Below are 13,011 nucleotides of genomic sequence, written 5' to 3' on the forward strand. Positions count from 1 at the left end.
AATCATTCCTTTTTGTTATGCCTGTATGCTAAAGAATAACGCTGTATAATAAACGAGTCGAGGATCATCCCGCTCTGCTTGTCATCGTCGCGCAATCGCGGTAACGTTGCCGCCGCAAAATAAGGAGAAGGTAATGAAGATCAATCTGGCCGCCCTTCCTCAGGACGAGATGGATAAAGTAAATGTCGATCTCGCTGCCGCTGGCGTCGCCTTTAAAGAGCGTTACAACATGCCTATCGTGGCAGAAGTGGTAGAGCGAGAACAGCCCGCACATCTGCGTGACTGGTTTCGCGAAAGGTTAATTGCTCACCGTCTCGCCTCGGTCAACCTCTCCCGCTTGCCGTACGAGCCGAAAGTTAAATAAGCTTAACGACTCGTTACACTTCCTTACGCGGAATCTGGCAGGATAAGAAAACCCTGATTAAATTAGGTGTATTCTCTAATCCCTGCGACTCTGTGTATAAGGAAGTCACGATGTCACATTGGAATATTGCGGCAGCCCAGTATGGCGGGCAGCACCACAGCGTAGATGACCATGTTGCGCACCATCTCCACTTTATTGCCGAAGCGGCACAGCATCAGTGCGATTTGCTGGTTTTCCCGGAACTCTCGTTAACCGGCCCGGGCGCGACGGCATTGCCGCTCCCGCCCGAAGACGATCGGCTACAGCCATTGCTTGACGCCGCCCATTTTTACCGCATTACCCTCATTGCAGGGCTTCCCGTTGAACGAAACGGCCAGCGCCAGAAAGGCCTTGCGCTGTTCACCCCCTCTCGCGATCGTATTCTGCGCTACCCTCAGGGGAGCGGCGCCAGCCTGGTGCCGGGTGATAAACAGCTCACGATTATCGATGGGCAAAGTGATTCCCCGAATCTTGATCCGCAGGCAACGCTCTTCACCAGCTGCCAGTCGGTGAGGGACTACCGCTGGCGACAGTCCATCAATACTCTGCAGCGCTTTGCGCACAGGTATGCCATCGCGGTATTAATGGCGAATGCCAGCGCGGGCAGCGCGTTATGGGATGAAAAAGGCCAGCTGATCGTTCGGGCCGATAAGGGTGAGCTCCTGTTGACCGGCACGCGCAACGGACAGGGTTGGCAAGGCGATATCATTCCTTTAGGCTAAGCGTTTTAAGCTCAGGAGATTTTCATGCTGCGCGTCATTGATACCGAAACTTGCGATCTTCAGGGCGGAATTGTAGAAGTGGCCTCGGTCGACGTGGTTGACGGAAAAATCGTCAACCCGATGAGCCATCTGGTGCGTCCCGATCGTCCTATTAGCCCACAGGCAATGGCTATCCATCGCATTACAGAATCAATGGTGGCGGATAAACCCTGGATAGAAGACGTTATCCCGCACTACTACGGCAGCCCATGGTACGTTGCCCACAACGCCAGCTTTGACCGTCGGGTACTCCCCGAAATGCCCGGGGAGTGGATTTGTACCATGAAGCTGGCGCGTCGCCTCTGGCCGGGGATCAAATACAGCAATATGGCGCTGTATAAATCCCGCAAGCTCAGCGTCAGAACCCCGGAAGGGCTGCACCATCACCGCGCCCTGTATGACTGCTATATCACCGCCGCGCTGCTCATAGATATTATGAATACATCGGGCTGGACGCCGGATGATATGGCAACGATCACCGGGCGCCCTGCGCTGCTGACGACGTTCACCTTCGGCAAATACCGCGGGAGAGCGGTATCGGATATTGCGGATAAAGATCCGGGCTATCTGCGCTGGCTGTATAACAACCTCGACAAAATGAGCCCGGAACTGCGCTTAACCCTGAAGCACTATCTGGGCGAAGCTTAACGCTGCGCGCGGCCTGGCAACGTATCCTGCGCCAGGCCAATCAAAAAGGCATACTCCAGGGCCACCCCTTCGTAGGATTTGAATCGCCCGGATTTCCCCCCGTGCCCGGAGTCCATATCGGTACAGAGCAGCAGCAGGTTATCATCGGTTTTCAGCTCCCGCAGCTTTGCTACCCATTTTGCCGGTTCCCAGTATTGCACCTGTGAATCGTGCAAGCCGGTCGTCACCAGCATGTGCGGGTACGCTTTCGCTTCCACGTTGTCGTACGGGCTGTACTCTTTCATATAGCGATAGTAGGTTTCATCCTGCGGGTTGCCCCACTCCTCAAACTCCCCGGTCGTCAAAGGGATGGACTCATCGAGCATGGTGGTAACCACATCGACAAACGGTACCTGCGCAACAATGCCCTTAAAGCGATCGGGCCGCTGATTGATGACGGCCCCCATCAGCATTCCCCCCGCGCTGCCGCCCATGCCGAAGCAGAGCTGAGGATCGCCATAGCCTTGCTCAATCAGCGCATCGCAGACGTCGAGATAGTCGTTGAAGGTGTTTTTCTTTTTCAGGAATTTCCCGTCTTCATACCAGTGCTGCCCCAGCTCGCCGCCGCCGCGAATATGGGCAATGGCGAAAACAAAGCCGCGGTCGAGCAGGCTTAATCTGCTGCTGCTGAAGTCGGCATCCATGCTGGAGCCATAGGAGCCGTAGCCGTAGACCAGGATCGGATTTTTACCCTTCTGGAAATGCGCCTTGTGATAAACGAGCGAGACCGGCACCTCCACGCCATCGCGCGCGGTGACCCACAGGTGTTCGCTGCGGTAATTGTCGGAATCAAAGCCCTTTACTTCGGTTTGCTTAAGCACCTGGCGCTGTCCGGTATCCATATCCAGTTCAAAGAGCGTATCCGGCGTGGTCATGGACGAGTAGCCGTAGCGCAGCCGGGATGATTCAGGTTCCGGGTTAAAGCCGATCCACGTGACGTAGGCCGGATCGTCGAACGCAATCCCTATCACCTCACGCGTTTTACGGTTGATCTGCCGGATGCTGGTCAGCCCCCGCTGGCGCTCCTCCACCACCAGCCAGTCGGTAAACAGCGTGAATCCTTCAAGCATCACCTGATCCCGCGCGGGAATGAGCACCTCCCACTTGCGCTCGTCGCGCACCTTGGTTTTGTACAGACCAAAGTTCTTGCCTTCACGATTCGAACGCAGATAAAAGCTGTGCTGGAAGTGATCCAGGCTGTACTCGTGATCCTTGCGGCGCGGCAGGAAACAGAGCGGCTGGGCGTCAGGCAGTTCGGCATCCAGGAGCAGCACTTCCGAGGTGGTGGCGCTGGCGAGGAAGATAATCACATAGTGGCGCGAGGAGGTTTTATGCAGGCTGACATAAAACGTTTCGTCTTTCTCTTCATAGACCAGCTCGTCATCGGCTGAGTCCGTGCCTACAGTATGGCGCCATACCTGATAAGGCAGCAGCGTGGAGGCGTGCTTTTTGACGTAGTAGACCGTCTCGGAATCGTTCGCCCAGACAAAATCCGGGGAGACGTTTTCCAGCATTTCCGGATACCAGTTGCCGGTTTCCAGGTTGCGAAAACGCAGGCCGTACTGGCGCCGGGAGAGATAATCCTCCGCCAGCGCCATAATGGTGTTGTCCGGGGAGATGGACATACCACCCAGGGTATAAAACTCGCTGTGGGCGGCGCGCTGGTTCGCATCCAGCAGAATGTCCCATTCATCCCACTCGGCGCTTAATACCGACTGCCGCTGATAGATGGGATACTCGTTGCCCGGCTCGTAGATATGGCGATAGCGATAGCCGTTTTTGGTCCAGGGCGCGGAGATATCGCGCTGGGGAATACGCTGCACCATTTCGTTCAGCAGCTGGTCCTGCAGCGCCTGCTGGCTGGCCATGACCCTGCGGCCATAGTCGTTTTCTTCGTGCAGGTAGTCGAGCACCTCTGGCCGGGAACGCGAATCGTCCCGCAGCCAGTAATAGTTGTCTATACGCGTATCGCCATGCGTGACGATCGCATAAGGAGTACGTCGGGCTTTCGGTGGCATGTCATCATTCTTTTGAGTTTTACACCCTATAAGGTTGGCAAAACCCGCGCATGATGCAAGCGAAACATAACCAGAGGGGCGATAGCTAGCCCTGTAGCGTCTGTTTTTGCTCCCGGATATCTTTTTCTATTCCTTCGCGTACGTCCTGAGGGATTTTCAGCGCATCGCCCAGGGCGTTGAGATAGCTGCGTTCCATAAAGTGATCGACATCAATGGCGGCACAGCTGAGGAAATAGAGCTCCAGCGCCTCTTCTTCATTCTTTACGCCTAGCGCCAGACGCTGCGGATCGAGCGGCTGCTCAATGGCCTGCGCCACCAGCGTCCTGCCCTGCTCTTCAACACCGGCTTCGCGCAGCTGCTGTTCGATAGCCGCTCTCTCTTTATCATCAATGTGCCCGTCGCTTTTGGCGGCGAAAACCAGCGCAAGGATGAGCCGCTCCGTGCGCAGATCCAGCGGAGAAGTATGCTCCCCATAGTGAGGTTCATCGCGGTGCGCCGCTCGCACTCTGTCCTTATATTTGTTCCACAGCACGGTGCCGGCGATTGCGCCGCCCCCGGCCAGCAGCGCGCCGGTACCGTATTTTGCCAGCAGCTTACGTGAGGATTTATTGGCAACCAGCAGCCCTGCCAGCCCACCGAGTGCCCCCGGTACCAGTAGCTTGCTCAGCCCCTGCTCGCCGGAACCTGACGTTTTCTGCCCTAACATGGATTGCAGTTGATTTAACCAGCCTGACATGGATTCCCTCGCTTAACGGGTAACATTTTCCACAGCGTAAGCGAGCAGGCGTCAGGAAATGTCCGCTAAGGCTAAAGAAGCGCAAATTTCTCGTCTGCCCTTTTGCCCTGCGCAAGACAGACGCAAACGTTTTCGTTTATACTGCGCGCATCTTTTTCAGGGGGAATGTTATGACTCGTTTAGGAACCGCGCTGCGACCTGCGGCGACGCGCGTAATGCTGTTGGGATCGGGCGAACTGGGTAAAGAAGTCGCCATTGAATGTCAGCGTTTAGGGGTGGAGGTGATTGCCGTAGACCGCTACGCCGACGCGCCCGCCATGCACGTCGCCCATCGTTCTTATGTGATTAACATGCTGGACGGTGATGCCCTGCGTACGCTCATTGCACGAGAGAAACCGGATTTTGTCGTGCCGGAAATTGAAGCTATCGCAACCGATACGCTGATCGCCCTTGAGCAGGAAGGCCAGCGCGTGGTGCCCTGCGCCAAAGCGGCAAAGCTGACCATGAACCGTGAAGGCATTCGCCGCCTGGCGGCGGAGGAGCTGGGGCTGCCTACCTCAGGCTACCGTTTTGCGGGTGACAAAGCCGCATTCCTGCAGGCCGTTGAAGAGATTGGCTACCCGTGCATCATTAAGCCGGTGATGAGCTCTTCCGGTAAAGGTCAGAGCTTTATTCGCGACAGCAGTACGCTGGACAGCGCGTGGGATTATGCGCAACAGGGTGGCCGTGCCGGTGCCGGTCGCGTCATTGTTGAAGGCGTGGTGAAGTTTGATTTCGAAATCACCCTGCTCACCGTCAGCGCCGTGGACGGCGTCCATTTCTGCGACCCGATCGGTCACCGACAGGAAGATGGCGATTACCGCGAATCCTGGCAGCCGCAGCAGATGAGCCCCCTGGCGCTGGAGCGTGCCCGGGAGATTGCCCGTAAGACCGTTCTGGCCCTGGGCGGTTACGGCCTGTTCGGCGTGGAGCTGTTCGTCTGCGGTGACGAAGTGATCTTCAGCGAAGTCTCTCCTCGCCCGCACGACACCGGTATGATCACGCTCATTTCGCAGGATCTCTCGGAGTTCGCCCTGCACGTGCGCGCCTTCCTCGGCCTGCCGGTTGGCGGCATACGCCAGTACGGCCCGGCGGCGTCGGCGGTGCTCCTGCCGCGGTTGACAAGCCAGAATGTGACGTTTGATAACGTCGAAGGCGCGGTTGGCGCGGGCCTGCAGGTCCGTCTGTTCGGCAAGCCGGAGATCGACGGTACGCGTCGCCTGGGCGTGGCGTTAGCCACCGGGGATAACGTTGACGAGGCCGTAGCAAGAGCAAAAGCGGCGGCAGCGAACGTTCAGGTAGCAGGATAAAAAAACGGGCCGAAAGGCCCGTTTTTCATGCTGCGAATGGCTTACTGCTTCGCGCCTTCAACCGCTTCACGAGCCAGTTTCGTGATGCGATCCCAGTCGCCCGCTTCCAGCGCATCCGCCGGAACCAGCCATGAACCGCCGATGCACAGCACGCTTTTCAGCGCCAGGTAGTCGCGGTAGTTAGCCGGGGAGATACCGCCCGTCGGGCAGAAGCGTACCTGAGAGAAGGGACCCGCAATCGCCTGCAGCGCTTTGGTGCCGCCGTTTGCTTCTGCCGGGAAGAATTTGAACTCTTTCAGACCGTAGTCCATGCCCAGCATCAGTTCAGAAACGGTGCTGATGCCCGGGATCAAAGGAATGGTGCCTTCGGTCGCGGCCTTCAGCAGCGGCTCGGTCAGGCCCGGGCTGATGGCAAACTGTGCGCCGGCTTCGGTCACTTCCGCCAGCTGCTGCGCGTTGAGAACGGTACCCGCACCGATGATGGCGTCCGGCACTTCTTTAGCGATGGCGCGGATGGCATCCATCGCGCAGGCGGTACGCAGGGTCACTTCCAGAACGCGAACGCCGCCCGCAACCAGCGCTTTCGCCATCGGCACAGCGTGCTCCAGCTTGTTTACCACGATAACCGGCACGACAGGGCCAGTGGTCAGGATTGCTTCTGCACTTGTTTTCCAGTTTTTCATCAGAGTTCTCTCTCGCCAGATCGTTAAAGTCAAGTCGTCTTAAAACGTAATACAGGTTGCGCCCTGCTCCGCACCGGAGAGCTTCTCACGCAGCGCGCTGAACATTTCGCGTCCGGTCCCCACGCGCGATGCGCTCAGGTCAGGAATATGGGGCTGACGTGCCGCCAGCTCTGCGTCGTCCACCAACAGAGTTAACTCGCCTGTCTGGCCGTTCACGCGGATCATGTCGCCGTCACGCACTTTCGCCAGCAAGCCGCCGTCGTAGGCTTCAGGCGTGACGTGGATGGCGGAAGGCACTTTGCCGGATGCGCCTGACAGGCGGCCATCGGTCACTAACGCAATTTTGAAACGGCGGTCCAATAATACACCAAGTGGTGGCATAAGTTTATGTAATTCTGGCATGCCGTTCGCTTTTGGCCCCTGATGACGCACCACCACCACGCAGTCTTTATCAAGCAGACCGGCGTCGAAGGCAGGCAGCACGTCGTGCTGGCTTTCAAACACTACCGCCGGGGCTTCGATAACCTGGTTCTCTTCCGGCACGGCAGAGGTCTTCATTACCGCGCGGCCAAGGTTGCCGCTCAGCACTTTGGTACCGCCGTGGTGGGAGAACGGTTTGTCGATAGTGGCAATCACCTGCGGATCAAGAGACGCGGTTGCCCCGTCGCGCCAGTCCAGCTCGCCGTTGTTCAGCCACGGCTCCTGGGTGTAGCGCTGCAGGCCAAATCCGGCTACGGTGTTCACGTCTTCATGCAGCAGACCGCCTTTCAGCAGCTCGCGCATCAGCAGCGGGACGCCGCCCGCGGCCTGGAAGTGGTTGATGTCCGCCGGACCGTTCGGGTACAGGCGCGCCATCAGCGGTACAACGGAGGAGATGTCGGAGAAGTCATCCCAGTGAATCAGAATGCCCGCCGCGCGCGCCATGGCCACCAGGTGCATGGTGTGGTTAGTTGAACCGCCGGTCGCCAGCAGGGCGACGATACCGTTGACGATCACTTTTTCGTCGACCATTTTGCCCATCGGCATCCATTCATTGCCGTTTCCGGTCAGACGCGTCACCTGACGGGCCGCGGCCTCGGTCAACGCCTGGCGCAGCGGCGCGTCCGGCTGGATGAAGGACGAGCCCGGAAGCTGCATCCCCATAAACTCCACCACCATCTGGTTGGTGTTGGCCGTACCGTAGAACGTACAGGTGCCCGGCGCATGGTAGGACGCGGCTTCGGCTTCCAGCAGCGCCTGACGATCGGCTTTGCCTTCCGCATACAGCTGGCGGATACGCACTTTTTCTTTATTCGGCAGACCGCTGGCCATCGGGCCGGACGGCACGAAAATCGCAGGCAGATGACCAAACGACAGCGCCGCCATCACCAGGCCCGGGACGATTTTGTCGCATACGCCGAGATACAGCGCGCCATCAAACATGTTGTGTGACAGGCCCACCGCCGCAGACATCGCAATCACTTCGCGGCTCAGCAGCGACAGCTCCATACCATCCTGCCCCTGCGTCACGCCGTCACACATCGCCGGCACGCCGCCCGCCACCTGACCCACCGCGTTCACGCTGTGCAACGCTTTACGAATGATATTGGGATAGACCTCATACGGCTGGTGTGCGGAGAGCATATCGTTATAGGACGTGATAATAGCGATATTGTTACGCAACATGCTTTTCAGGGAGGCTTTGTCATCGGGCTGGCAGGCGGCGAAACCGTGAGCCAGGTTACCGCAGGCCAGCTGGGAGCGGTGAACGGTGTTGCTTTTCGCCTGTTCAATGCGGGCGAGGTAGGCCGAACGGGTCTCTTTCGAGCGCTCGATAATGCGTTGTGTTACGCGTAACAATACAGGATTCATAAAAGCTCCTTTAATTTATCTGTCCGGGCTCGGGAGTTTACAAAGTCGCTGGCGGTTGTTAACAACGCTGAAACGCTTGCTGTCCGGAGCTCAGGGGCAAAATCACTTCCGGCAGTGTAATAAAAAAAGCTCCGCGGGTGAATCCACGCGGAGCTTAAAAGTATAAAAATTGTGCCACTAGCTGTGTTAGATCATGTTACCGGTAAAATAACACTTTCGGGCTAGCGGATTATCCTACTCAAACTCGTTCCAGGAGCGGCCATCGCGGGTGATCATCGCCACCGACGCAACTGGCCCCCAGGTACCCGCCTGATACGGTTTTGGCGCATCCTGATCGGCAGCCCAGGCTTCGGTGATGGAGTCGACCCATTTCCACGCCTCTTCCACTTCGTCGCGACGCACGAACAGCGCCTGGATACCGCGCATGGTTTCCAGCAGCAGACGCTCGTAAGCATCCGCAAGGTGCGTCTGGTTAAAGGTTTCGGAGTAGCTCAGATCCAGCTTGGTGGTCTGCAGGTTGTGCTTATGATCCAGGCCCGGCACTTTGTTGAGGATCTGGATATCCACCCCTTCGTCCGGCTGCAGACGTATGGTCAGCTTGTTCTGCGGCAGTTCCTGCCAGGATTCTTTGAACAGGTTCAGTTCCGGATTTTTGAAGTAGACGACAACTTCGGAACACTTCGCCGGCAGACGTTTACCGGTACGCAGGTAGAACGGTACGCCCGCCCAGCGCCAGTCGTCGATATCCACGCGGATCGCCACAAAGGTCTCGGTGTTGCTGGTCTTGTTCGCGCCCTCTTCTTCCAGATAGCCCGGCACTTTTTTGCCTTGCGCAAACCCGGCGGTGTACTGGCCGCGCACGGTCTTCTCGCGCACGTTGGAGCGGTCGATGCGGCGCAGCGACTTCAGCACTTTAACTTTAGCGTCGCGGATGCTGTCAGCCGTCAGGTCAGACGGTGGAGACATGGCAATCATGCACAGTATTTGCAGCAGGTGGTTCTGGATCATGTCGCGCATCTGGCCGGCCTGGTCAAAGTAACCCCAGCGACCTTCAATCCCCACCTCTTCCGCCACGGTAATCTCCACGTGGTCGATGGTACGGTTGTCCCAGTTGTTCACAAACAGGGAGTTAGCGAAACGCAGCGCCAGCAGGTTCAGTACCGTCTCTTTACCGAGATAGTGGTCGATACGGTAGACCTGGCACTCTTCAAAGAACTCGCCCACCTGGTCGTTGATTTCACGCGAGGTTGCCAGCGACGTACCCAGCGGCTTCTCCATCACCACGCGCGCCGGCTTGGCGTTCAGTTTGGCTTCGCCCAAACCTTTGCAGATGGCGCCAAAGGTGCTTGGCGGCATGGCGAAATAGTTAATGGTGACACGGTTTTTCTGATCCAGCATGGCACCCAGACGGGAAAACGCGCTGACGTCATTGACGTCCAGGTTACAGAAATCGAGACGACCGCTGAGGGTATCCCACAAACTTTCATCAATTTTTTCCTTCATGAAAGTTTCGAGCGCCTCGCGGACGACTTTGGTATAAGCGTCCTTGTCCCAGTCGGCGCGCCCTACACCCAGGATACGCGTATCCGGATGAATTTGGCCCGCTTTCTCCAGTTGATACAGGGAAGGCAGCAATTTTCGGCGTGCAAGATCGCCTTTCGCGCCGAAAATGACCAGGTCACATGCCTGGGCTGTTTGCGTTACCGCCATGTCATTCTCCTCAGTTGGATCACCTGGTGCTTCTGCCAGGTATCGTTGTAATTTTATTACAATGCACTGTACTGCTTTTACGTCATTCCCGAAACCATTAGCGCTTATCGTCTCGTGCGATACGGCGATTTTTCGCCATTCAGCCGATTATGGCGACGTAATGACGCAACGGCCGTCGATAATTTGCGCAACAGGGTCATAGCAAAACCCGACATCGATCAAGTAATGAAAAAAAACAACAACATTATCTTGTCGACTGTTACCCTTTAGGGAAGCCACAGGGGTAATATCGGCTAATCGAATCAAGATTTCATCAATGCGTGAAATCGTTTCCACCCCCATGAGCGCCTTGTTAACAATGAACATGCTTGAAAAAATCCAGTATCAGCTGGAACACCTTAGCAAATCCGAGCGAAAAGTGGCTGAAGTCATTCTGGCCGCGCCCGCTCAGGCGATTCATTCAAGCATCGCCGCTCTGGCTCAGGAAGCGGGCGTCAGTGAACCGACGGTCAACCGCTTCTGCCGCAGCCTGGAAACGCGCGGCTTTCCTGATTTTAAACTGCATCTGGCACAAAGTCTGGCAAACGGTACCCCCTATGTTAATCGTAATGTGGATGAAGACGACAGCGTAGATGCCTATACGGCAAAAATATTTGAGTCGGCCATGGCCACGCTCGACCACGTTCGTCAAAGTCTGGATATGAGTTCCGTGAACCGCGCGGTGGATTTACTTACCCAGGCCAAACGCATTGCCTTCTTCGGTCTTGGCTCGTCAGCCGCCGTGGCGCACGACGCCATGAATAAATTCTTCCGCTTTAACGTGCCGGTAATTTATTCCGATGACATTGTGCTGCAACGCATGAGCTGTATGAATTGCAGTGAGGATGACGTCGTGGTACTGATTTCGCACACTGGCCGCACCAAAAGCCAGGTTGAGCTGGCGCAGCTGGCTCGTGAAAACGATGCCATGGTGATCGCCCTCACCACCGCCGGCACGCCGCTGGCGCGGGAGGCGACTCTCGCCATTACCCTGGACGTGCCTGAGGATACCGACATGTATATGCCAATGGTGTCCCGTCTGGCGCAGCTCACGGTAATCGACGTGCTGGCGACCGGATTTACCTTACGCCGCGGCGCAAAATTCCGGGATAACTTGAAGCGAGTCAAGGAAGCGCTGAAGGAATCGCGTTTTGATAAAGAATTGCTTATAAAGAGCGATGTTCCCTGAAGTAGATAACGAAGACGTAACCAATAATTACGATGTAATGATTTTCGGCATTCGGTCCCCTCTTTGCTGCCTTGCGGCAGATGAAGGCCGATTCAATGTTCACGCAACACCAAAGTTGTTTCAGTCAACGGAGTATTACATGTCCAGAAGGCTTCGCAGAACCAAGATCGTAACCACCTTAGGCCCGGCCACCGATCGCGATAATAACCTTGAAAAAATTATCGCCGCTGGCGCCAACGTGGTGCGTATGAACTTTTCTCACGGTACGCCAGAAGACCATAAATTGCGTGCCGATAAAGTGCGTGAGATCGCCGCTAAGCTGGGCCGCCACGTCGCTATCCTCGGCGACCTGCAGGGTCCAAAAATTCGTGTATCAACCTTCAAAGAAGGTAAAGTTTTCCTCAATATCGGCGACAAATTCCTGCTGGATGCCAACCTCGGCAAAGGCGAAGGCGATAAAGAGAAAGTTGGGATCGACTATAAAGGCCTGCCGGCTGACGTGGTGCCTGGCGATATCCTGCTGCTCGACGACGGTCGCGTCCAGCTGAAGGTGCTGGAAGTTCAGGGGATGAAAGTGTTCACTGAAGTCACCGTCGGCGGCCCGCTCTCCAACAACAAAGGCATCAACAAACTGGGCGGCGGCCTCTCTGCGGAAGCCCTGACCGACAAAGACAAAGCGGATATCGTCACGGCGGCCCAGATCGGCGTTGACTACCTGGCGGTCTCCTTCCCGCGCTGTGGCGAAGATCTGAACTATGCGCGCCGTCTGGCCCGTGACGCAGGCTGTGATGCCAAAATCGTCGCTAAGGTTGAACGCGCGGAAGCCGTGTGCGATCAGGATGCGATGGACGATGTGATCCTCGCCTCTGACGTGGTGATGGTTGCCCGTGGCGATCTGGGCGTGGAAATCGGCGACCCTGAGCTGGTCGGTATCCAGAAAGCGCTGATTCGTCGCGCACGTCAGCTGAACCGCGCGGTGATCACCGCCACCCAGATGATGGAATCCATGATCACCAACCCAATGCCAACCCGTGCGGAAGTCATGGACGTCGCGAACGCCGTGCTGGACGGTACCGATGCGGTGATGCTGTCAGCGGAAACCGCGGCGGGCCAGTATCCGGCAGAAACCGTGGCCGCAATGGCGCGCGTTTGCCTGGGCGCGGAGAAGATCCCAAGCATTAACGTCTCCAAGCACCGCCTGGATATCCAGTTCGACAACGTGGAAGAAGCGATTGCGATGTCCGCCATGTACGCGGCTAACCATCTGAAAGGCGTTACGGCGATCATCACCATGACCGAATCTGGCCGCACCGCGCTGATGACCTCTCGCATCAGCTCCGGCCTGCCGATTTTCGCCATGTCCCGCCACGAGCGTACGCTGAACCTGACGGCGCTGTACCGCGGTGTGACCCCGGTACACTTCGACAGCACCAATGACGGCGTAGCCGCGGCGCACGATGCCGTAAACCTGCTGCGCGATAAAGGTTACCTGGTGTCTGGTGATATCGTCATCGTGACGCAGGGTGACGTGATGAGCACCATCGGCTCAACCAATACCACCCGCGTGCTTACAGTCGAATAATAA

The 13,011-nt window shown here is 56.9% G+C and carries 11 protein-coding genes; 6 read left to right on the plus strand and 5 right to left on the minus strand.

Features of this window, described 5'->3' with window-relative positions; genetic code table 11:
- Window positions 1-133: 133 nt before the first annotated feature.
- The 3 genes from USG84_RS07405 to exoX all read left to right on the plus strand — a co-directional run bounded on the left by USG84_RS07405 (window position 134) and on the right by exoX (window position 1,812).
- The gene (locus tag USG84_RS07405) at window positions 134-364 is read left to right on the plus strand and encodes a DNA polymerase III subunit theta (RefSeq protein WP_013096102.1); all 231 of its coding nucleotides are present in this window, start codon (window positions 134-136) and stop codon (window positions 362-364) included.
- A gap of 110 nt (window positions 365-474) precedes the next feature.
- Window positions 475-1,125, plus strand: coding sequence for a nitrilase-related carbon-nitrogen hydrolase (locus USG84_RS07410; protein WP_151412599.1), 651 nt, complete (start codon window positions 475-477; stop codon window positions 1,123-1,125).
- Between the two features lie 24 nt (window positions 1,126-1,149).
- A complete protein-coding gene (gene exoX, locus USG84_RS07415) occupies window positions 1,150-1,812 on the plus strand; it encodes an exodeoxyribonuclease X (protein ID WP_025756911.1) in 663 nt (220 codons plus the stop codon).
- On the opposite strand, the gene ptrB is transcribed toward exoX, so the two are convergent.
- Window positions 1,809-3,869, minus strand: coding sequence for an oligopeptidase B (gene ptrB, locus USG84_RS07420; RefSeq protein ID WP_151412598.1), 2,061 nt, complete (start codon window positions 3,867-3,869; stop codon window positions 1,809-1,811). The genes exoX and ptrB overlap by 4 nt on opposite strands.
- Window positions 3,870-3,954: 85 nt before the next feature.
- On the minus strand, window positions 3,955-4,605 hold the full coding sequence (locus tag USG84_RS07425; protein WP_061097880.1) for a tellurite resistance TerB family protein: 651 nt from the start codon (window positions 4,603-4,605) through the stop codon (window positions 3,955-3,957).
- A 170-nt stretch (window positions 4,606-4,775) separates the two neighbouring features.
- Here USG84_RS07425 and purT point away from each other — a divergent pair, with 170 nt between their 5' ends.
- Window positions 4,776-5,954, plus strand: a complete 1,179-nt coding sequence (purT, locus tag USG84_RS07430; RefSeq protein WP_320738221.1) for a formate-dependent phosphoribosylglycinamide formyltransferase — start codon at window positions 4,776-4,778, stop codon at window positions 5,952-5,954.
- A 41-nt stretch (window positions 5,955-5,995) separates the two neighbouring features.
- Here the strand turns inward: purT and kdgA are convergent, their stop codons facing one another.
- The 3 genes from kdgA to zwf form a co-directional block, all read right to left on the minus strand.
- Entirely contained in the window at window positions 5,996-6,637 is a 642-nt protein-coding gene (gene kdgA, locus USG84_RS07435; protein ID WP_014884307.1) for a bifunctional 4-hydroxy-2-oxoglutarate aldolase/2-dehydro-3-deoxy-phosphogluconate aldolase, read from the minus strand.
- 39 nt (window positions 6,638-6,676) lie between these two features.
- Window positions 6,677-8,488: a phosphogluconate dehydratase gene (edd, locus tag USG84_RS07440; protein WP_320738222.1), complete on the minus strand. Its 1,812-nt coding sequence runs from the start codon at window positions 8,486-8,488 to the stop codon at window positions 6,677-6,679.
- 234 nt (window positions 8,489-8,722) lie between these two features.
- Entirely contained in the window at window positions 8,723-10,198 is a 1,476-nt protein-coding gene (gene zwf / locus USG84_RS07445) for a glucose-6-phosphate dehydrogenase (protein WP_193540542.1), read from the minus strand.
- A 358-nt stretch (window positions 10,199-10,556) separates the two neighbouring features.
- Here zwf and USG84_RS07450 point away from each other — a divergent pair, with 358 nt between their 5' ends.
- Both USG84_RS07450 and pyk read left to right on the plus strand, forming a co-directional pair.
- Window positions 10,557-11,426 carry a MurR/RpiR family transcriptional regulator gene (locus USG84_RS07450; protein WP_028013615.1) on the plus strand — a complete coding sequence of 290 codons (870 nt, stop codon included), beginning with the start codon at window positions 10,557-10,559 and terminating at the stop codon, window positions 11,424-11,426.
- A 139-nt stretch (window positions 11,427-11,565) separates the two neighbouring features.
- Window positions 11,566-13,008: a pyruvate kinase gene (pyk, locus tag USG84_RS07455; RefSeq protein ID WP_028013616.1), complete on the plus strand. Its 1,443-nt coding sequence runs from the start codon at window positions 11,566-11,568 to the stop codon at window positions 13,006-13,008.
- Window positions 13,009-13,011 lie beyond the last annotated feature (3 nt).

This window comes from Enterobacter sp. 168J2, assembly GCF_034107265.1.
GTDB lineage: Bacteria > Pseudomonadota > Gammaproteobacteria > Enterobacterales > Enterobacteriaceae > Enterobacter > Enterobacter nematophilus.

What these genes read in the sequence shown, in the direction of transcription:
- USG84_RS07405 (WP_013096102.1), top strand. Translation starts at nt 134, where the DNA reads ATGAAGATCAATCTGGCCGCCCTTCCTCAGGACGAGATGGATAAAGTA.
- USG84_RS07410 (WP_151412599.1), top strand. Translation starts at nt 475, where the DNA reads ATGTCACATTGGAATATTGCGGCAGCCCAGTATGGCGGGCAGCACCAC.
- exoX (WP_025756911.1), top strand. Translation starts at nt 1,150, where the DNA reads ATGCTGCGCGTCATTGATACCGAAACTTGCGATCTTCAGGGCGGAATT.
- ptrB (WP_151412598.1), bottom strand. Translation starts at nt 3,869, where the DNA reads ATGCCACCGAAAGCCCGACGTACTCCTTATGCGATCGTCACGCATGGC.
- USG84_RS07425 (WP_061097880.1), bottom strand. Translation starts at nt 4,605, where the DNA reads ATGTCAGGCTGGTTAAATCAACTGCAATCCATGTTAGGGCAGAAAACG.
- purT (WP_320738221.1), top strand. Translation starts at nt 4,776, where the DNA reads ATGACTCGTTTAGGAACCGCGCTGCGACCTGCGGCGACGCGCGTAATG.
- kdgA (WP_014884307.1), bottom strand. Translation starts at nt 6,637, where the DNA reads ATGAAAAACTGGAAAACAAGTGCAGAAGCAATCCTGACCACTGGCCCT.
- edd (WP_320738222.1), bottom strand. Translation starts at nt 8,488, where the DNA reads ATGAATCCTGTATTGTTACGCGTAACACAACGCATTATCGAGCGCTCG.
- zwf (WP_193540542.1), bottom strand. Translation starts at nt 10,198, where the DNA reads ATGGCGGTAACGCAAACAGCCCAGGCATGTGACCTGGTCATTTTCGGC.
- USG84_RS07450 (WP_028013615.1), top strand. Translation starts at nt 10,557, where the DNA reads ATGAACATGCTTGAAAAAATCCAGTATCAGCTGGAACACCTTAGCAAA.
- pyk (WP_028013616.1), top strand. Translation starts at nt 11,566, where the DNA reads ATGTCCAGAAGGCTTCGCAGAACCAAGATCGTAACCACCTTAGGCCCG.